At 69.7% G+C, this 18,420-nt stretch carries 18 protein-coding genes; 9 read left to right on the top strand and 9 right to left on the bottom strand.

Going from position 1 to position 18,420, the window contains the following annotated elements; all coding sequences use genetic code 11:
• The first annotated feature begins 1 nt into the window (after position 1).
• Positions 2–181 carry a hypothetical protein gene (locus CU044_RS04910; RefSeq protein WP_165371777.1) on the top strand — a complete coding sequence of 60 codons (180 nt, stop codon included), beginning with the start codon at positions 2–4 and terminating at the stop codon, positions 179–181.
• A gap of 162 nt (positions 182–343) precedes the next feature.
• Here CU044_RS04910 and CU044_RS39320 read toward each other — a convergent pair whose 3' ends face one another.
• The gene (locus CU044_RS39320; protein ID WP_240045349.1) at positions 344–778 is read right to left on the bottom strand and encodes a hypothetical protein; all 435 of its coding nucleotides are present in this window, start codon (positions 776–778) and stop codon (positions 344–346) included.
• Between the two features lie 728 nt (positions 779–1,506).
• Between CU044_RS39320 and CU044_RS04920 the strand changes: the two genes are divergently transcribed.
• The gene (locus tag CU044_RS04920) at positions 1,507–2,106 is read left to right on the top strand and encodes a hypothetical protein (RefSeq protein WP_129767208.1); all 600 of its coding nucleotides are present in this window, start codon (positions 1,507–1,509) and stop codon (positions 2,104–2,106) included.
• Between the two features lie 502 nt (positions 2,107–2,608).
• Positions 2,609–3,922, top strand: a complete 1,314-nt coding sequence (locus tag CU044_RS04925) for a peptidase (protein ID WP_129767209.1) — start codon at positions 2,609–2,611, stop codon at positions 3,920–3,922.
• A 117-nt stretch (positions 3,923–4,039) separates the two neighbouring features.
• Here the strand turns inward: CU044_RS04925 and CU044_RS04930 are convergent, their stop codons facing one another.
• The 4 genes from CU044_RS04930 to CU044_RS04945 form a co-directional block, all read right to left on the bottom strand.
• Entirely contained in the window at positions 4,040–4,984 is a 945-nt protein-coding gene (locus CU044_RS04930; protein ID WP_129767210.1) for a type II CAAX endopeptidase family protein, read from the bottom strand.
• Positions 4,985–5,198: 214 nt separating this feature from the next.
• The gene (locus tag CU044_RS04935; protein WP_129767211.1) at positions 5,199–6,281 is read right to left on the bottom strand and encodes a DUF916 domain-containing protein; all 1,083 of its coding nucleotides are present in this window, start codon (positions 6,279–6,281) and stop codon (positions 5,199–5,201) included.
• A 74-nt stretch (positions 6,282–6,355) separates the two neighbouring features.
• A complete protein-coding gene (locus CU044_RS04940; RefSeq protein ID WP_129767212.1) occupies positions 6,356–8,332 on the bottom strand; it encodes a metallophosphoesterase family protein in 1,977 nt (658 codons plus the stop codon).
• Between the two features lie 134 nt (positions 8,333–8,466).
• Positions 8,467–9,684 carry a HupE/UreJ family protein gene (locus CU044_RS04945; RefSeq protein ID WP_129767213.1) on the bottom strand — a complete coding sequence of 406 codons (1,218 nt, stop codon included), beginning with the start codon at positions 9,682–9,684 and terminating at the stop codon, positions 8,467–8,469.
• A gap of 176 nt (positions 9,685–9,860) precedes the next feature.
• Between CU044_RS04945 and CU044_RS04950 the strand changes: the two genes are divergently transcribed.
• The 4 genes from CU044_RS04950 to CU044_RS04965 all read left to right on the top strand — a co-directional run bounded on the left by CU044_RS04950 (position 9,861) and on the right by CU044_RS04965 (position 12,836).
• On the top strand, positions 9,861–10,532 hold the full coding sequence (locus CU044_RS04950) for a hypothetical protein (protein ID WP_129767214.1): 672 nt from the start codon (positions 9,861–9,863) through the stop codon (positions 10,530–10,532).
• 206 nt (positions 10,533–10,738) lie between these two features.
• Positions 10,739–11,521: a polysaccharide deacetylase family protein gene (locus tag CU044_RS04955; protein ID WP_129767215.1), complete on the top strand. Its 783-nt coding sequence runs from the start codon at positions 10,739–10,741 to the stop codon at positions 11,519–11,521.
• Between the two features lie 206 nt (positions 11,522–11,727).
• Positions 11,728–11,859, top strand: a complete 132-nt coding sequence (locus CU044_RS04960) for a methyltransferase (RefSeq protein ID WP_129767216.1) — start codon at positions 11,728–11,730, stop codon at positions 11,857–11,859.
• Between the two features lie 266 nt (positions 11,860–12,125).
• On the top strand, positions 12,126–12,836 hold the full coding sequence (locus tag CU044_RS04965) for a hypothetical protein (RefSeq protein WP_129767256.1): 711 nt from the start codon (positions 12,126–12,128) through the stop codon (positions 12,834–12,836).
• A 44-nt stretch (positions 12,837–12,880) separates the two neighbouring features.
• On the opposite strand, the gene CU044_RS39325 is transcribed toward CU044_RS04965, so the two are convergent.
• The 3 genes from CU044_RS39325 to CU044_RS04980 all read right to left on the bottom strand — a co-directional run bounded on the left by CU044_RS39325 (position 12,881) and on the right by CU044_RS04980 (position 14,664).
• Positions 12,881–13,180 (bottom strand): hypothetical protein, encoded by a 300-nt coding sequence (locus tag CU044_RS39325; RefSeq protein WP_240045350.1) that lies wholly within the window; start codon positions 13,178–13,180, stop codon positions 12,881–12,883.
• Positions 13,181–13,339: 159 nt separating this feature from the next.
• Positions 13,340–13,957 (bottom strand): TOPRIM nucleotidyl transferase/hydrolase domain-containing protein, encoded by a 618-nt coding sequence (locus tag CU044_RS04975; RefSeq protein ID WP_129767217.1) that lies wholly within the window; start codon positions 13,955–13,957, stop codon positions 13,340–13,342.
• Positions 13,958–14,085: 128 nt separating this feature from the next.
• On the bottom strand, positions 14,086–14,664 hold the full coding sequence (locus CU044_RS04980) for a TetR/AcrR family transcriptional regulator (RefSeq protein ID WP_129767218.1): 579 nt from the start codon (positions 14,662–14,664) through the stop codon (positions 14,086–14,088).
• 212 nt (positions 14,665–14,876) lie between these two features.
• Between CU044_RS04980 and CU044_RS04985 the strand changes: the two genes are divergently transcribed.
• On the top strand, positions 14,877–15,770 hold the full coding sequence (locus tag CU044_RS04985; RefSeq protein WP_129767219.1) for an SDR family oxidoreductase: 894 nt from the start codon (positions 14,877–14,879) through the stop codon (positions 15,768–15,770).
• Positions 15,771–15,972: 202 nt separating this feature from the next.
• Complete coding sequence (locus tag CU044_RS04990; RefSeq protein ID WP_240045351.1) at positions 15,973–16,638, top strand: class I SAM-dependent methyltransferase; 666 nt, start codon at positions 15,973–15,975, stop codon at positions 16,636–16,638.
• Positions 16,639–16,795: 157 nt separating this feature from the next.
• Here CU044_RS04990 and CU044_RS04995 read toward each other — a convergent pair whose 3' ends face one another.
• Positions 16,796–18,097 (bottom strand): CARDB domain-containing protein, encoded by a 1,302-nt coding sequence (locus tag CU044_RS04995; RefSeq protein WP_240045352.1) that lies wholly within the window; start codon positions 18,095–18,097, stop codon positions 16,796–16,798.
• Positions 18,098–18,420: the final 323 nt, after the last annotated feature.

Consider the following 18,420-nt stretch of genomic DNA (forward strand, 5'->3'; position numbering starts at 1 on the left):
GGTGAAGGCATATACGCCTGCGGCCGGGACGGCCGTGATGGCGGCCGGCATCCTCTCCGTCGGGCTGGACCTGACGGGTTACACGGCACTGTCCGTGATCGCGCTCGTGCTCGCCTGCGTGCTGTGGGCGGCTTTCGCCATGACGTTCGCCGTGCGCCTGCTGTCCGTCCGTTGTTCCTGAACGGAATGCTCAGGCTGGGGGAGAAGGGTCAGCACCACCGTGGCGCTGCCCGACTATCCGGCGCACCTCAGCCGCCTCAGCCGCTGATCGGCTACCGCGCCGACGCCGTGGGACGTGGCGCGTTCAGACGGGCCCACGGCGACGGGCGGCCGGAACCGTACTTCACGGGGCGGGCGGGGCGTCGTCGTCCAGGTCGCCGCGGAGGGCGGCGACGGCGAAGCCCACCATGGAGGCCAGGAGGAGCAGCGCGAGCGGCCCCCAGAGCGCCGGGATCGCCCACATCGGCCACTCGTTGGCCCCTTGCACCCAGAGCGCCAGGATGGCGGTGGCACCGATACCGACGCCGTGCCACCGCACCATCGTCGCGGCCTTCGCGTGACGCCGGCTGCGGCGTGCGAAGAGCGGCCACAGGCTCCCGACGAGGGCGGTCAGGCCGAAGGAGACGAAGGCGAGTGCGCCGCCGAGGCGGTCCTCGGGCCACCCCAGCGGCCCGTCGGATGTCTGCTGCCGCTGTCCGTCGGCGTCCCGTATCTCGATGACCTGCCCGTGCCAGATCAAGCCGACGACATTGTCGCCCGGCCCCATTCCCGACATCACCGGATCAGTTTGCCGGAACGTTACTTCCCATGGCTCGCCGGATGGGAGCGACAATTCCGCTTCCGCCGCTTCATTCCTCTCGCCGCGGTGCGCGTCGGCACTCCGAACGGTGAATTCCTGTTCCCACAGGCATCCCGACGCCTTCACCGGGACGGAGGCACACGTCGGCGCGGCACGGAACTTCCGTTCCCGCTCCAGCGCATCGCGGACCTCGAAGGCCATCACCACCCCCGCAACGAGAGCCACGACCGCGATGAGCAGCCATACCACGGCCCGTACCACCCTGAGCTGCGCCGACCCCATATTTTCCCCCACCCTTTTCACGAGTCCCCCGTACACGCGGATACACACGTATACAGGCGTATAGGAACACGCCGGCCGAACGGCCGCCCATGCCCGCCACCGGCAGCGCTCGACCCGCCAGGCTTGCCGGGCCGAGGCAGCGACGATCGTGCCCGTGCAGCGCGTACGGGCGCGGAGCGCGGGATGGACCCGGCACGTCGATTTCCAGCGCCACTCCCTCCGGGCAGCCCTATTTACCGCCGAAGGGAATTACTCGTCTCACGGGTGCGAGCGGATTCCCGTTCGCCGTTCTGCCGGAAGGAATTACGTGGAGAGTTGATCGGCGCTGTCGTGACCGGTAAGACATGAGCGGCGGAAACTGGCCGGTCGTTTTCGTGGTAGAGTTTCGATGAATTCACAGGACGCCACGAAAAAAGGGGAATGGCGTGAATACCGAGAAGGTTACGGCTCGACGTCTTACGGCCGGCGAGGTTTCGGAGTTGGGCCTCCAGGACGGAATCTTCGTCTCGGCAGAGACGGATGACCTTCCTCTCGACTGCTATGCCCCGGCTTTCCTTACGGAGCCGGGTAAGAATTTTGAGGGAGGGTCCTTCACTGCGAGGACGATCTTCGGTGAGGAAATCCATGTCCTCCCGGACAACGCGGAAGAGCGTGGGATCTGGGTCGCCGACAAGGCGGGGGAGGAAATCGAGGTTCTCCAGAGTGCCGGTGTCCTCCTGAACCTCGCACTCTTCGTTCCCAACGGGAACAAGGAATCCCTGGAGTCGCTCTACTCCGCCGCGCGGGACGCGTTCGGCGCGGGGATCGTTCAGCGCTGGAGCGAGGAAGTCGCTTCGGTGCCGGACGTCAAGGTCGACCTGTTCGAGGAGCCGACCCGGGGGCGGAAGAACACGAGCAGCCAGAACCGCGACCGCCGCGCCCTGGACATCTACCCGACCCGCGTGCGGTTCATGGAGCCCAGCGACGGCTGGAGGTTCATCGTCGAACCGCACAAGGAGATCGTCGACGACACACCGACGATCTGACCTGAGAGCGGGTTAGTGGCCACGCCAGAGGCCACGTCGGCGGCATAAAGCCCCTCCCGGTGGCGAATCCAAGGGGGCGCAACAACCTGCTGGTCGAGCGACTGTTGTCGGCGCGGCTCAGCCAGACGCCCGGCTGGGGTCTCCCAGCCGGGCGTTTCGCGTGCGCGGGCGTCGGGTGCGCGGGCGCAGGGTTCCGCGGCGACGGGCTCCACGCGCTCGCCGCCGTGGGCTCGATTCACGCCCTCACGCAATGACATGGATCACTAAAGTGACCCATACAGGGAAAGCAACTATCCCCTTATGAGGCAATTGCCCGCCGTGTGAGAGTCCTGTGCGGCACTCGTCTCCTTCTTAACGCGCTTCCGACAACGGTGTTTCCGGTCATACGATCACCGGCGAAGCCCTGCGTGAGTGCCGCCGCGGCGGTCGTCCCACCACTTTTTCTCACCCGCTTTGCACACCCGCTTTCCACACCCGTTTTTCGGACCCGCGAAGGACTCCGTTGAAGATTCGCCGCATTCTTGCCACGGCCGTCGCCGCCGCCGTGACCACCCCCGTCGTCCTGCTCTCCGTCACCCCCGCGCTCGCCGACGCCAAGCCGTCCGCCGCCTCGCGGGCGCAGCAGCAGGGTGAGCAGGGCAAGCCTTCCATCGAGGAACTTGAGAAGGCCGCCGAGAAGGCGCAGAAGGCGTACGACGACGCCGTCGCCGCGGCCAAGGCCGCGCGGGCTGTCCTTGAAGTCGCCCTCTCCGACGACGCGCCCCTCACCGTCGCCGCGAAGGCCGCCGGGAAAGAGGCGGCCGATGCCGCCACCGCCAAGGAGAACGCCGACAAGGCGCTCACGGACGCCAAGGCCGCACGTGCCGCGCTGCCCGAGACCGCCACCCCCGAGGAGCAGGCGGCCGCGGAGAAGGCCGTCACCGACGCCGCGACCGCTGTCCTGTCCGCAGAGGGCGCCAAGGCCACCGCCGACGCCAAGGCCGCGACAGCCGACCAGGCCGCCGATGATGCCCGCGTCGCCGCCGTTCGGGCCTATTCCGTGGTCCAGAACGCCGAGAAGGAGGCCCGCAAAGCGAAGAAGGCCGCCGACAAGGCACTCGCGGACGCCAAGGAGGAGGAGACGGAGCCGGGTGAGCCGGAGTGCGTCTTCGAGAGCCAGTTGCGCACCGTCGTCACCGGCCTGCCGTCCAAGATTGTCGCGGGCTCGACGACCGACTTCTTGTTCCGCGTGACCAACGGCACGGACAAGACGCTGGACGAGGTCTCCCCGCGCGTCTACTTCCACGCGACGGACAAGAGCGGCTACAACGTCATCGACGACGCCTTCCACCTCCAGTGGTCGACCACCGCGTCCCCGGCCTGGAAGAACGTGCAGGGCAGTGACGCCGGCTCCATCGGTCCGCTGAAGGCCGGCGCCCACGCCGAGGTGAAGCTGCGTCTGAAGGTCGACGCCAAGGCCCCGGCCGGGGACGGCCTCGCCTTCGTCGCCGGTGACTACCTCAACGACGACGAGTCCTGCGGCGGCAACTTCGCCACCGAGTACGGCTTCGAGCTCCTCGCCGCAGGCAGCGTCCCCGACGACGTCGAGGACGCCGAGCCCGGCAAGACCACGCCGCGAACCCCGGACACCAAGCCGCAGGGCGGCACGTCCACCACCCCGGTGGACTCCGGCAACTCCGCGGCCACCGGCTCTCTCGCCAGCACCGGCTCCCCCTCGGCCCTCCCGGGGTTCGCCGGGGCGGCCGGCGCGGCCGTGGCCCTCGGCGCCGTCGCGGTCGTCGTCGGCCGTCGCCGCAGGGCGGGCTCCGCCTCCTGACGGCCCGTCAGGACCTTCTGACGCGGGCTCAGCCAACCGCGCGATGAGACGCGATGAGAACAGGGCGCCCCCTTCCCCGGGGGCGCCCTTTCTTCACCACGCGGGCCAGGACTTGACCTAGCCCCGAGCCGGACTGACCTGCCGCGCCGCGTCGGTGACGAACTGCTGCGGGAGGAGGACCGCCTGCGCGGGCGGGTCCGTCCGGCGGTCGCGCCCCGTGGCGAGCAGAGCCACCGCGAGGACGACCTGCACCGCCAGGACGAACGCCTGCGTGACGGGCGAGTCGACGGTCAGCACGGCCATGGTCGCGTTGAAGCCGAAGTGAACCGCGATCGACGCCACGACTCCGGCACGCTCGTAGGCGTAACCGGTCAGCAGTGTCACCGGGACGACACTGAGCGAGAACATCAGGCCACTCCAGCTGATCAGACCGAACTCGGCCTGGACCGTCCCGTCGATGAAGAACAGCGGCAGATGCCACACCGCCCAGACGGCACCCAGCAGGAGGCCGGCCTGAAGACGGCTCATGGACGCGCGCAGGCGGGGATACGCCGTGCCGCGCCAGCCGGGCTCCTCGGACAACGGACCGGCGATCAGCATGCTGACGAAGAACGGGACGACTCCACCGACGGTCGAGATCAGTTCCCTGCCCTCGGCCGGACTCACCTCGGCACCCCCCGCGAAGTCCGCGAGCAGCGCGCCCGCCACCACGGTCGCCGAGGCCGCCACCAGCAGGGGCAGTGCCCAGAACAGCCGTATGCCCTGCCGGACTTTCACCGTACGAGCGGGTACGGGCCCCCGGCGGCGGGTGCGGCGCACGCGGACCGCGATCGCGCCGAACACCGGGCCGAAGCCGCCGAGCAGATAGGGAACGGCGGTGGGGGAACTGGTCGGCGATCCGCCGAGTGCGATCGCGGTCAGCCAGCAGGCCCAGGTCGTGGTGAAGGTGACAGCGAAGAAGAGAGCGAGACCGCTGTCCCGGCCGCCGGTGCCGCCGGCCCCGACCCGCCGCGGCGCTCCGCCGCTCTCGGTGGGGCCGGTCCCGCTCTTCCGCTGGAACATGTCCGCCGTCCTTTCCGCTGAGACGCTCTCCGCGCCATGTCCATGACGCTACGGACGACGGGAGCCCGGCACACTGGGCGTACGGCCCGGCCGGGGTGGTGGTGCTGAGTACACCCCGCCGACCGGCCACAGGGCGTACGGGCCCGGCGCGGTCGACGCGGCGGCGGACCGTCTCCCCGCGGCGAGTCGGCGAGCAGTAGTCCGGCCGCCCCGGTCAGTTCTGCCCGCTCCGTTCCTTGTCGCGGAGCGCCTGCTCGACGGCGTTCTGAACGCGGGCGTCCTCACGTACCTTGCGCCGTGCGCGGGTGCGGCGGGTGAGGATGAACGCGCCGACGACGGCCGCGAGCAGTACGACGATCAGCAGCAACAGCGTCCATGGGACGGCCCAGCCGTGCGCGGTGGCCTCGACCGGCTTGAGCGAGGTGGTGGAGCCCGACGCGTCGGTGAGCAGGGGCGTGAGGGTCGCCGTCGCGGCCACGCTGACTCCGGGCGCCACGCCGTGAACGGGCACCTTCGTCTTCCAGCTCTCCCCCGGAAGCAGCTCCGGCGGCGCGGCGATGTCGCCCGCTTCGGTCCGCAGCCATCCGAACGGGCCCGAGACCGACACCGTCTGCCGGGCCGACAGAAGGGCGTTGCCGGTGTTGTGGATCGTGTACGTGACGGTGGCGTCGCCCTTGGCGAACGGGTTGGCCGAGCCGGTGTAGTCGACGTGCAGGTCCTCCACGGCGAGCTTCGGCTTCAGCTCGCCACTGACCCGCAGCTTGAGCCGGATGCCGAGGCGCCGGTCGACGTTGATGCCCTCGGCCTCGTCGGCCTGCTTCAGGGAGGTGAGGATGCCGCCCACGTAGTCGCCGGGTGTGGCATTGCCGGGAACGCGGACCGTGAAGGGAACTTCGGCGGACTCGCCGGGCTTGATCACGACGCTGTCGCGGCCCGCGTGGGCCCAGGCGCCGATGCCCCTGGACTTCTTGTCCTTGGTGAGCAGGTCGAGCTGGCCGGTGTCGGTCGTGAAGCCGTCGGCGGCGTAGACCGTGAGTTCCAGCGGGGACTTGCTGCGGTTGGCGACGACCATGGCGTCCTTGACCTGGCCACCGGGGTTGACGGTGTAGCTGTAGCTGGAGCGGTCGTCGCCGTACCCGTTCGCGGCCGTCCTGACCGTCCAGGTGACGTCGCCGTCAGCCGCCTGAGCGGGGCCGGCGCACAGGCCGGCGATCGCGAGGGCCATGAGCAGGGGCAGGGCGACGGTACGGACGAGGGCGGTGACGCCGGTCTTCCGGCGCGTTACGGGCGTGTGCATGTCGGGGTTCTCCTGGAACGGGAGGCGGGGCAGATCACCCGAAGGCGCCTGCCCCGCCCATGGAACGGGTCAGATCAGCTGCTGAGAGCGGTGATCGTGAGAGTGGCGCGGTAGCCACCCTTCTCGACGCTGTCCGGGATCTTCAGCGCCAGGTCGGCGCCCAGCTTGGCCGTACCCCGTGCGTGGCCCTGCTCGGCCGAACCGAGGCCGCGCGAGACCGACAGGCCCTGGCCCTGGTCGTCGTAGCCGGAGGCAACCTTCGCGCCTGCCTTCGACCCCGCGCCGTTCACGAGCACGCGCGGCGTCCAGCCGAGGTAGGAGCCGGAGAACTTCTTGCCGGCGTCCTTGAACTCGCTCACGTTGGCCGAGATCGACCAGGGAGCGAGCGAGCGGCGGCTGTCCGAGACGACGAGCGGGTTGATCTTGCCGGCCGCCTCGAAGTGGGTGCCGCTGGTCTCCTTGGCGGTGCCGAGGTCCACCAGGCCGTTGTAGCCGTCGATCGTCCAGCCGAACTCGCCCGGAGCGGCGTTCGGCACGTTGACCTGGAGGTCCTGACCGTCGCCGTGGTACGGGTGCACTGTGACCTTGTCGACGAGCGAGCCGACCGGCTGGCCCTCAGCGGTGTTGTTGCACCAGTTGCCCTTCTCCACCGCGGCGTTCGGAGCGGCGCAGGTGCCGCTGCGGACGTTCTCGACGACGAGCTTGTCGTTGCGCACCTGGACCTTGACGTAGGTGCGGACGTGCTCCTGGTTCTGGACCGAGTTGTACCAGTAGCTGTCCGGGTTCAGCGGGTCCGCACCGTTGCCGGCGCCGCTCGTGCCGCTGTTGTCCGGCTTGGTGATGTCGTAGTACTTCGAGCCCGAGGCGGAGTTCCCCGTCACGTAGAGGACACCGCCGGGACCGGCGTACACGTCGGAGGCGCCGGGCTGCTCGGCCGGGTTCGCCTTCTCGCCGTTCTTGATCAGGTAGCTGCGGGAGTAGCTGTGGTCGTGACCCTGGAGCACCAGGTCGACGCCGAGCTTGGAGAAGGTGGTCGGGAAGTCGACGCGGCGGGTCTTGTTGTCGGAGTCCTGGGCGTGGTCGGCCGGCGAGTAGATCGCGTGGTGGTAGGTGAGCACCTTCCACTTGGCCTCGGCGCCGTGCTTGTTGATGACGTCGGTGACGTAGGCGAGGTGCGCCGCGTCACCGCCGCCGCCCTGGGAGGTGGCGTAGCTGTTGCTGTTGAGGTCGATGAACAGCACATCCTTGTAGATGTACCAGTAGTCACCGCCGGACGTGTTGGACGCCGGGTTCCCGTTGGAGTAGTACGGGGCCGAGCGGTCCGTGTTCGGGGTGGAGAAGTGCTGCTCGTAGGCCTTGCCGCCGACGTCGTGGTTGCCGATGGTGGCGGCCCACGGGTACTGGCGCAGCTTGTCGGGTGCCAGGAACGAGTTCCACTGGGACTCGTTGTTGGCGGTCTCGACCTGGTCGCCGCCCGACACCAGGAGTTCGGCGTTCGGGTTGGCCGCGAGCGAGACGTCCACGGTGTCCTGCCAGCCGGCCTGGTCCTTCGCCAGATCGCCGGACGAGCCGATCTGCGGGTCGCCGTAGAACAGGAAGTCGTACTCGCCCTCGAAGTCCTGCGTCTTGAAGGAGTACGCCGAGGACCAGTTGCCGTCGGTGCCGACGCGGTAGGAGTACTGCGTGTGCTCCTTCAGGCCGGTGATCGTGGCGTGGCGGTTGAAGCCGCCGCTGGTGGCGATGTTCGCCCCGCCGATGGCGTCGAAGGTGGCGGCGCCGGCCGGGAACTCGCCGTTGACGAGCTCCGCGGTCGGGGCGACCTGGAGCTTCTGCGCGGTGTCGGCCGAGGAGTACCAGGTCACCGTGCGCTGGGTCTCGTTGGCGCCCACACCGAGGATGACGCCGGTGAGCGTGGCGGGCTCGGCGGCGCCGGCGGGCGACGTCATGCCGCCGCCGAAGGCCACGGCCAGGCCCAGGAAAGCAGCCGCGGCCCCTGTGGCCACGCGGCGTCGCGCAGGCCCGGAAGCCTGCGCGGAAGGTCTGAGTATCATTATTTTACGTTCCTTTTACCCACATTGGTGGATGTGTTCGGAATCCATAAGTTCCCGGCCGTTGGTGAACCGGGTGCGAATGCGACCCTCGTCTAGGTTGAACATTGGACTTTCTCGGGGGACGTGCGCCGGTCTCACACCCCGAACAGCCGCTGTGTGAACCACACGAGCCCCATGACGCACACACCCGCGGAGATCGCGCCGGTCACCCAGAGGCCCGCCGTCGGCGCACGGCGCCGCAGCACGGTCAGCAGCGGGAAGACGAGGGCGATGATCGCCAACTGCACAGCCTCGATCCCGACGTTGAACACCAGGAGAGACCAGAGCAGGGTCCACGAGAACGCCTCGTCGATTCCCAGCGCGCCCGCGAAGCCCAGGCCGTGCACGAGACCGAAGCAGAACACGACCGCGAGCCGCGTCCAGCCCGCACGGTCCAGGCTGAAGTGACCGCGCCCCGCCGCCGCGTCGAGGTCGAGTTCGACGGCGTGGCCACCGCTCCGCCGGAGCTGCCAGAGGTACCAGCCGGCCACCACGGCGATCGACAGCGCGATGACGGGCTCCACGACGCTCGACGGCACAGCGACCAGACCGAGGGCGGCGAGCATGAACGTCACCGAGTGCGCCAGGGTGAAACTGGTGGCCGCGAGGACGATTTCGCGCAGACGCCGTGACCCGGCGATGAGCGCCAGCAGGAACAGGACGTGGTCGATCCCGCCCAGCAGATGCTCGGCGCCCAGGCGGAAGAACTCCCAGAACCGCTCGTACCAGGACTGCGCCGTCGAGAACGACGGATGCGCGGCGTCGAGCGCGGCGCTGCCGGAGCGGCCGTCCAGCTCGTAGGTGACGATCGTCTTGGTGCCGGTGACGTAGGTCTCGGCGTCGGGGAACAGGCCGCTGCGCACCTCGTGGGTGCCGTCCCCCTCGGGGCAGGACCAGTCGAGCAGCAGATCGGCGTACGGCACACCCTCCCGTCGGCCCATCGTGAAGCCGCCGACCCGGGTTGGCGCACAGGCCTCGCCGTCCGAGGTGACCGAAAAACGCTGGGTGACATACGCGACGGCCGACGCGGCGTGGGCGTTGAGCGCCGCGGCCTGTGCGTCGGTGTCGCCGTCCTCGAACGCGGCGTTTCCCGTTTGGAAGAGAGGATCGTTGTCCTCGGAGTCGGCGGCGGATACGACGAAGAGGTCGTACTCAAGCCCCAGTTTCGTCTGTATATGCCCCTCTTCGCCCGAGGTGACGTCGGCGTAGACGGTCGAGGTGAATCCGTGGGCCTGTGCCGACGGGCCGACGCTCAGGAGAGCGATCACCGCGGCGGTGACCCCGACGAGGGCGCGGCGGAGGTGTCGTGACATGTGGCGGGCTCCTTCAGGTTGCCCGTGCACGGTGCATGTCACGGGTGAACACTTTCCGGCCACATGACGAAGAGCGGAAAAACAAGTGCGAAGACGACACCCGAGAAGGAACGAGGCAGAAACCGGGATAGGAGGATGTAGGCGCACTATCCACCACCACTCGGAGGAAGATCGCCTTGCGCTCCCCGCTTCGGGCCGTCGCCACGCTGGCCGCGGCCGCCGCGCTGGTCACCGGATGCAGCTCCGGCGACGACTGGTCACGGCCGCACCCTGAGCCCAGTCCCGTCGGCACTCTCGGCCGGGGGTTCGTCGACCCCTCCGCCTCGCTCGCCCCGGAGGCGACCGCGACACCGCGGCCCGGCTCCTGGACCGGGGTCCACCCGTCCGAGGACTACCGCGTGGTACTGCTCACCACAGGTGACGACCGTCCGACCAAGGCCCTCGTGACGGCGGTCGAGGGCTGGGCCGAGGAGGAGGACGTCGACCTCAGAACGGCGGTCGCCGACACCTCCCACGACTTCATACCCAGCATCAGCAAGGCCATGGAGATGCGCCCCGACCTCATCGTCAGCGCGGGCAACGACCTCGTCGACCCCCTTGCGATGGTCACCCCCAACCACCTGTCACAGCCGTTCCTCGTCGTGGGGGCGGAGCTGGCCGAGCCCACCGGCAACGTCACGGCGGTCGACTGGTCCGGCGCGTCGTTCCGCGGCGAAGGGCTCGGCGCGTCCTCGACGTACGACCCCGACTCGTTCACCGCCGAGCGCTGTGAGGCCGCCATCAGGGCCGGCGTCGCGGCGGTGCTCAACGACCTGACGGGGATCGTGATCTGGCTCGACAAGGTCTAGCCAGATCCTGTCCTCAACGCCCCGCCTGCCGTTCGACGGTGCCTTTTCGAGGCTGTCGCGCCCCCTCGGCTGTCGCGGAACCTCTGCGTTTGTCGCCGGCCCCCTGCGGATTCGTCCGTGATCGGTAACAGACGGATCTTGTCCGGGCGTTCGTGTGTCTTCATGGGCGCACGGCATCGGCGGAGACAGCGAAGGGGTGGGCGGACATGGCACAGCACAAGGGAAAGGGATGGCATGGCCGGCTTCTCGCGGCGGCGCTCGGGGTGACAACGTTGGCCGCGGCCGCTTCGGTGTGGACCGCGCAGGCCGACCCCGCCGGGGGGCGGCAGCCGCAGGCGCGTGTCTCGGCTCCGCACGACGGGCACGGGGACGGGACAGTGGCCAAGGTGGCGGCGGACATCGCGCACGCCTCGGACCGCGGCCCCCAGGGCGTCAACATCACCATCGACGACGGACCGGACCCGGTCTGGACTCCGCAGGTGCTGCAACTGCTGAAGGACAGCGGTACGAAGGCCACGTTCTGCATGGTGGGCACGCAGGCCGAGGCGTACCCGGACCTGGTCAAGGACGTCGTGGCGGCCGGGCACCGGCTGTGCAACCACACCGTCTCGCACGACACCACCATGGACACCAAGTCCGAGGCCTACCAGTCCCAGCAGATCCTGGACGCCGAACGCATGATCACCAAGGCCTCCGGCGGCGTCCGGCCGCAGTATTACCGGGCCCCGGGCGGTGCCTTCACCCCGTACAGCCGGCAGCTCGCCGCGTCCCGGGGGATGCGGCCGCTGGGCTGGAACGTCGACTCCAAGGACTTCGAGCGTCCCGGCGTGGACACCATGGTCGCCACCGTCAAGAGCGAGATCTCCGACGGGCCGACCGTCCTCTTCCACGACGCGGGAGGGGATCGCTCCCAGACCGTGGCCGCTCTGCGCGAGGTGCTGCCCTGGCTGAGGCAGCAGGGCTACTCCTTCGGCTTCCCCGTACGGTGAGTGGGACTCACCTCCACGGACTTCCACTTCCGGACCCGGACCGGGACCCGGACCCCGGCACCGGCACCGGCCAGAACCGGTAACAGCCGAAGACGCGCGCGCCCCGGTCCTCTCCTCCTCTCCTCCACTCCTCCTCTCCTCTCCTCTCCTCCGCCAGGACCGCCCCGCCCCATCCCGCCCCGTCCCGGCCCGGCGAGGGCGAGCCGGTGGCCACCGCGCGCCTCGCGTGGCAGGGCCTGGGCGACCGGATCACGTTCACGGCCGGTGATTTCTTCGAGTCGGTGCCGGCCGCCGACATCCACGTACTCAGCGTCATCCAGCACGACCGGTGGACCTGACCATGCTCGGCATGCTGCCGGGCCGGGCCTGGCGACAGGCGGCGTACTCCGGTTTGCAACTGCTGGAACTTTCGCGGCGTCCCGGCGGCTCGCGCGCTCCTGGACGTGCCCTCTGAGCTGGGTCGGTACGATCCAACGCCGTTCTTTGGAACCGGTGTTGCTGAGACAGAACCCGGACATGCACGGGATCATTTCAGGATCGGCTCGGCCCTAGTGTCGTCGGTGTCAGCAGGAAACACCGCTACCGACAGTCGCTGGAGATCATGATGCGCTCGCGTCTCACCGCCCGTTCCGCCCGCCTCTTCCTGGCCGCCGCGGCCGTGACGGCCCTCGCCGCCACCACCACCGCCTGTGGCCCCGAAGACAACGGCGCCGCAGCCGCCGCGACCTCCTCCTCCACCGAATCCGCCGACAATGGTGCCAATGGTGGCAACGGTGGCAGCGCCGCCACGGACGGCTCCAGCGCCGGCGACTCCGACTCCGGCTCCGGCTCCGGCGACTCGAAGAGCTCCGGCTCCAGCGGTTCCTCCGACAAGACCGGCTCCGGCGACGGCGGGAAGAGCGGCTACGGGCAGTCCTGCGGCACCAACGACCTGGACTTCACGGTCACCACGAAGTCCCAGGCAGGCGGCTACTACCTCGTCACCGCCAAGGCCAAGTCCGGCATCAGCTGCTACCTGGACGTCAACACCCCGAGCGTGTCCTTCGGGTCCGACGCCGACGGCGTCGCCTCCCCCGTCGGGCAGGGTGGCGAAGACCCCATCAAGCTCACCGGCTCCACCGCCGCCTACACCGGTATCAGCCCCAAGACCACCAACAGCGACTCCGGCGTCGAGTTCGAGAACGTCATCATCGGCCTCAGCGATGAGGACCCCAACCCCGCCGAACTCAAGCTCCCCGAGCCCGCCACCGTCGACAAGCCCATCGTCACCGGCTGGGCCACCAACCCCGCCAACTCCGTGCCGGTCATCGTCTGACCCACCCAGGCCCAGCACCGCCCCACTCCAGTTCACACTGCCACTCACACTGCCACCGACGCCGCCGCCGTCATCAGCCCTGGGGGCTCGCCGGCGCTGAGAAGCCCGGCCACGGCGGCGCGGCGGGCGGTGACGCGGGCGGCCACCTCGGCAAGCAGCGCGGCTACGGAAGACACGCGCTTGGAGTGACCGACGCCGTGACCGATGCCGTCCCCGTCGGCGGCGTCGGCGGCGGATACGCCGGACTGACCGTGCAGGAGCCCCGCCATCGGCTCGCCCACGCGATCTGCCACGGCGGCCGGGGCCAGATCAGCCGGGCTTACCGCGAAGGCCAGGAAGACCAACTAGCCGCCCTCGACTGACAACCGGCGAGTTGCCCGAGGCGGTTAGGGCAGGCTGCCGCCGCCTCGCTCAAGCACGGGACTCAGGCGCTGGACGTCGGCCGCTACCGCGATACTCGCGCGGAGTCCTCCCGCCCCCGGCGATTGACGTCGCCCCAGTGGTCAGAGGCTGGAGAACAGGCCGTCGAGTGGGGCCGGGACTTGGTCGGGGCCGAGGGCCTCGACGAGTACGCGACCGTAGTGGATCTTGCGCCCCTTCTTTGTTCCGAGGAAGCGCCTGAACTGCTGCTGCGGGGCGCGGCCCTGCTGTGCGGGCTGGCGCAGGAAGGTCCGCAGGGCACGTACATCGCCTTCCGCCCGGACAGCCTCCTCCACCCGCGTCACGCCCAGCATGCGGATGAGCTCGTCCTCCAGATCCGCCGCGCAGACGAAGAAGCCGTCCTGTGCCGCACCGGCCCGTTCGAAGCCGCGTGCGTAGAAGGGACGCTCCCTCTCGTCGCACAGTCCCGTGAGGCGGAGGTCCAGGCCGGGTGAGCCGAGGAGTTGGGCGTAGCGCCCGATGCTCATCGCGCCGCCGATCGACAGGACGCAGACCCCCTCGGCCGCCAGGTTCCGGCCGCGGCTCTCCGCCAGCGCGTTCACCGCCGCGACGTCGCTCAGCCCTTCGAGCAGAACGGCCACCCGGACGGGCAGCCGCGCGGCCAGCTCGTACGCGGGGCCGCCGGGGCCACCCGCCGCCCACGCGGTGACCGCGTCCCGGAACGCCCCCATGTCAGTCATGGGACGAGTCTCAGCCCGTTCCGGCCACAGCGCGAGGGAATTTCCGCAGGTGCGCCGAGCGGCGGTGCGCGGTCGGGCCCGCTTCGGGCGTGTGGGGCGCGAGGGTGTGTGTGGGGCGCGAGGGTGCCTCATGCCCCCGGATGGTTCAGGGTGCGCACGAACTGCTCCGTGAGCTGCTCGGTGTCGATGTCCTCCGCGCTGCGCCCGGACAGGATGTGGAAGAACGGCGGGCCGATCAGGAGCGCGGTCGCCTGTTCGAGCGAGAGGGTGGTGCCGCTCGATTTCCGCGCCGCCTCCACGACCCCTGCGGCGCTTTCCCCGAGGATGTCGCGGGAGGCGAGCAGCGCGGCGACGTCCGCGTCGTGCTGGGCTTCCCCCATGAGGGCGCGGTAGGCGGCGCCTGCGTGGGAGCGGGACAAGAAGGCGACGAGGGCGTCGAGATATGCCTTGAGGTCCTCGCGGGGATTGTCGCCGCCGGACACGGACAGCTCGTGCTGGGCGTCGATGGCGCTGGCCTCATAAAGGACTTCCGCCTTGTTCGACCACCAGCGGTACACGGTCTGACGGCCCACGCCCGCCCGCTCTGCGATGCCCTTCATGGTCAGGGCCGCGTATCCGACTTCGACCAGAAGGTCGTCGACGGCGTGCAGCACGGCGGCGCGTGCGCTTTCACTGCGGGGCCGGCCGCGGCCACTTCCATCCACCATGCCGCCACTTTATACGAGGCATGGTGTCTCGGATGTGTTACCTTTACGGTGCACGGTGACTCGTAAGTGGGTGTCCGCCGCGCCCGCCGGGCCGCCCCGCGGTGGCGGAGGGGCTGCGCGCCACCTGACTCGGCGCTGGGCTCCGTCATCAGTGCACTCCCATCCATCTCCGTCATTCACCTGTCCCTTTCGGGGCGAAGGAGGACACGCCCATGCGTGCGTTTGTCACTGGAGCGACCGGTTGGATCGGCTCCGCCGTTGTCGACGAACTCGTCTCGGCGGGCCACCAGGTCATCGGTCTGGCCCGATCCGACCAGGCCGAGCGGGCTCTCGCGGCCAAGGGCGTCGGCGTCGTCCGCGGTGACCTGGACGATCTCGCCTCGCTACGGCGCGGCGCCGCCCAGGCGGACGCGGTCATCCACATGGCCAACAAGCACGACTGGGGCAACCCTGCCGAGTCCGACCGCTCGGAACGCGCCGCGGTCCGGACCCTCGGCGACGCCCTGGCCGGAACCGGCCGCCCGTTCGTTGTCGCCGCGCCTCTCTCCGGCCTCGTCGAGGGCCGGCCCGCCACGGAGGACGATGTCTCTCCTGCCATCGGCCCGGACTCCAACCGGGGCGGCAGCGAAAACCTTGCCCTGGACTACGTGGCCCAGGACGTAAGGACCGTGATCACCCGGTTCGCACCGAGCGTTCACGGCCGCGGCGACTGGGGGTTCGTCAACTTCCTCACCGCGGCAGCCCGCAAGCAGGGAGTCTCCGGCTACGTCGGCGAAGGATCCGCTGCCTGGTCGGCCGTGCACCGCGACGATGCCGCCCGCCTCATCCGCCTCGCCACGGAGCAGGCACCCGCGGGGACGCGCCTGCACGTCGTCGCCGAGGAGGTCGTCACCACCAAGGCGATCGCCGAGGCGATCGGCCGCAGCCTCGGCCTGCCGGCCGACTCCGTCGCCCCACAGGACGCCGGATCCCATTTCGGCTTCGTCGGCAGCTTCTTCGCCTCCACCATGACCGCGTCCAGCAACGCGACCAGGCGGCTTCTCTCCTGGGAGCCCACCGGGCCGTCCCTGCTCGCGGACATTGACGCGGGTGCCTACGCAGCCTGACGTCGCGCGTGCCTACGCAGCCTGACGCCGCGGGTGCCTGCACAGCCTGACGCCGCGGGTGCCTGCACAGCCTGAGCCGCAGATGCCTGCACAGCCTGACGTCGCGGCAACGGCCCGCCGAAGCGTGGGAGGAAACCCCGTCAGGGCCGCTCTCCCCCCCGTATCGCACCTCCCCGTACCACCACCCGAAGGAGCCAGTACCGTGCCCACGCATCCCCACACCCTCGCGGAACCACGCGTCTCCGCCGCCCTGACCCGCATGTTCGAAGCCGCCGCCCGTGACGATGAGACCGCGGCACGTCTGTGGGGCATCCAGCCCCACGACCGCGGGTCGCTGACGCCGCAGGAACTCGCCGACGCGGCGCAGGAGATCTACATGCCGGTCTCCGCCGACGGCGGCAGACTCCTCTACAACCTGATCCGCGCCACCAAGCCGACCAGAGTCGTCGAGTTCGGCACCTCCTACGGCATCTCCACCCTGCACCTGGCCGCCGCCGTGCGCGACAACGGCACAGGCCAGGTCATCACCACGGAGATGAGCCGGTCCAAGGCGGCCTCCGCCCGGGACACCTTCGCCGCCACCGGCCTCGATGACGTGATCACCGTGCTGGAGGGGAACGCCCTTGAGACGCTCGCCGCACTGCGGCAGCCGGTCGACTTCTTGTTCCTGGACGGGTGGAAGGACCTCTGCCTGCCCGTCCTGCGACTCCTGGAGCCGCACATCGCCCCCGGCACACTTGTCGTCGCCGACGACGTGGACCTGCCCGACCTCGGCCCCTACCTCGACTACGTCCGCGACACCGCCAACGGCTACCACAGCGTCACGTTCCCCGTGGAAGACGGCCTCGAAATCAGCTGTCGCCTCTGATCAAGTCCCCTCCGGCCAACTTCGGCTGCCGGCGGGGGATCCCAGCCCGTATCTTCCGTGTGGAGCGGGCCGGAGTGAACTCTGCCGAGCCCGCCATCGACCGTGGATGATCCGCACCGCTCCAGCGGTACGGATCATCCAGGTCATCCCAGGACGGTCAGTTGACGGTCAGGACCGCCGTGTTGTTCGTGCGGTCCGGGTCGAAGTCGAAGGGGCGCTCGCCGTACGGGGGGTGAATGCTCACGGCACCGGTCGCGCCGGGCACCACGGTGTCGACGCGCACGGAGAACGCGAACGTGCGCTGGGTGTCCTCCAGCACCCAGTACTGCAGCTCGCAGTCGTAGCGCGGGGCGCCCGTCTGCTTCGGGTAGTGGCCGCCGTCGAGGGTGCGCGGGTAGCAGTCGGACGGCACGCCGGTGACCTTCGTGCCCTCGGGAACGATCAGCCGGACCTGGGCGACCGGGTCGCCGGAGCCGAGGTTGCCGAGCCAGGCCGGGCCGTTGTTCTTGAACGTGAGCTCGGCCGTGGCCGTCTCGCCCGCCGCGCCGGAGATGGCGTCACCGGTCACGGAGAAGTCCGCGGTGTTCACCGCGCCGATCTGGAGCGCCACGTAGTCGTTGTCGGAGTCGATGTCCTGGACTCCGTCGCGCGGCTCGACGCCCATGTCGAGCCGCTCGTTCAGCGCGTGCGGGGCGAGTCGCACCGCCAGCGGCTTGGGCAGCTCGAAGGAGTCGCCCGGCGCCAGCACCTGGTCGAACGTGCAGACCGCGTTGGTCATCGGTGCGTAGTCGCCGTCCGACGTGGTGTAGGTGCAGGCGTCGTAGCGGGTCAGATCCGTCAGGCCGTACGAGACGTACATCTTGACGGTGAACCCGTTCGCGCTCTCGGTGCCGTTGTTGGTGACCTTGAACGGGATCGTCCGCTCGTCGCCGGGCCGGCCGACCTCGATGTCGGCGATGGGGTCGATGGCGAGGTCGGGCCCGGCGCCGACGGTGAGTGTGGTGTCGAAGCTCTCGCGTGGCGCGGTGAGTGTGCCGTCGGGCCCGCCCGTGGCCGTCGCCTCGTAGGTGATCCTGGCCTGCGCGCCGATCTCGGCTCCGTCGGCCGCGCGCACCGTCAGCGGCACCTGGTCCTTGTAGTCGCTCCCGGTCCCGGGCACCACGGGGATGTCGCACACCGCGCTCGTGCCGCTCGGCGTGCAGTTGTCGGGCCAGGTCACCTCGGCGACCCCGGCGAGGTCGGAGATGTCGACCGTGAGCCTGCCGTCGGTCACCGTGAAGTTCTCGTTGTCGTGGTTCAGGCCGACGCCAAGGGTGCGGGACTGCGGCTGACCGCCGTCGGTGCTGAGCGGCAGCGTCTGCTCGTACGGCGCGTTGATCCACAACTGGTCGGTCTGCGGCGGGTCGTCGTCGGCGAACGCGGGCGCGGCGAGGCCGACGGTCAGCAGACCGGCCGCCATCGCTGCGACGGCGCCGGATCTGAGACGTACCGGGCGTCCAGCAGAGAAAAGTCTCATTGCTCCCCCCCAAGGGTGCGGTGAACACGACTGACGCACCGGCAGCTCCGGCGCGCCGAACGGATCATCACACGGGAGGCGACCCCACCGCGCCCCGGTTTCCGGCCTGTTGGAGAACACCCGGCTGCCTGGAGTGCCTGGAGTGCTTGGAGTGCCTGGAGACCGAACGCCGGAACGTCATGGACAAGCCTGATGGGCGGAGCTGTCACCGGAGGTGTATCGGGTGGGCCGGGGCTGTGGAACGGCCGGTCACAGGTCATCCGGTG

It is taken from the genome of Streptomyces sp. L-9-10, assembly GCF_004151105.1.
In the GTDB taxonomy this organism is placed as follows: domain Bacteria; phylum Actinomycetota; class Actinomycetes; order Streptomycetales; family Streptomycetaceae; genus Streptomyces.

Bases quoted from the DNA above. Each gene is read 5' to 3' on its own strand.
- CU044_RS04930 (WP_129767210.1), bottom strand. From the start codon at position 4,984: ATGTTCCAGCGGAAGAGCGGGACCGGCCCCACCGAGAGCGGCGGAGCG.
- CU044_RS04935 (WP_129767211.1), bottom strand. From the start codon at position 6,281: ATGCACACGCCCGTAACGCGCCGGAAGACCGGCGTCACCGCCCTCGTC.
- CU044_RS04940 (WP_129767212.1), bottom strand. From the start codon at position 8,332: ATGATACTCAGACCTTCCGCGCAGGCTTCCGGGCCTGCGCGACGCCGC.
- CU044_RS04945 (WP_129767213.1), bottom strand. From the start codon at position 9,684: ATGTCACGACACCTCCGCCGCGCCCTCGTCGGGGTCACCGCCGCGGTG.
- CU044_RS04955 (WP_129767215.1), top strand. From the start codon at position 10,739: ATGGCACAGCACAAGGGAAAGGGATGGCATGGCCGGCTTCTCGCGGCG.
- CU044_RS04965 (WP_129767256.1), top strand. From the start codon at position 12,126: ATGCGCTCGCGTCTCACCGCCCGTTCCGCCCGCCTCTTCCTGGCCGCC.
- CU044_RS04975 (WP_129767217.1), bottom strand. From the start codon at position 13,957: ATGACTGACATGGGGGCGTTCCGGGACGCGGTCACCGCGTGGGCGGCG.
- CU044_RS04980 (WP_129767218.1), bottom strand. From the start codon at position 14,664: ATGGTGGATGGAAGTGGCCGCGGCCGGCCCCGCAGTGAAAGCGCACGC.
- CU044_RS04985 (WP_129767219.1), top strand. From the start codon at position 14,877: ATGCGTGCGTTTGTCACTGGAGCGACCGGTTGGATCGGCTCCGCCGTT.
- CU044_RS04995 (WP_240045352.1), bottom strand. From the start codon at position 18,097: ATGGCGGCCGGTCTGCTGACCGTCGGCCTCGCCGCGCCCGCGTTCGCC.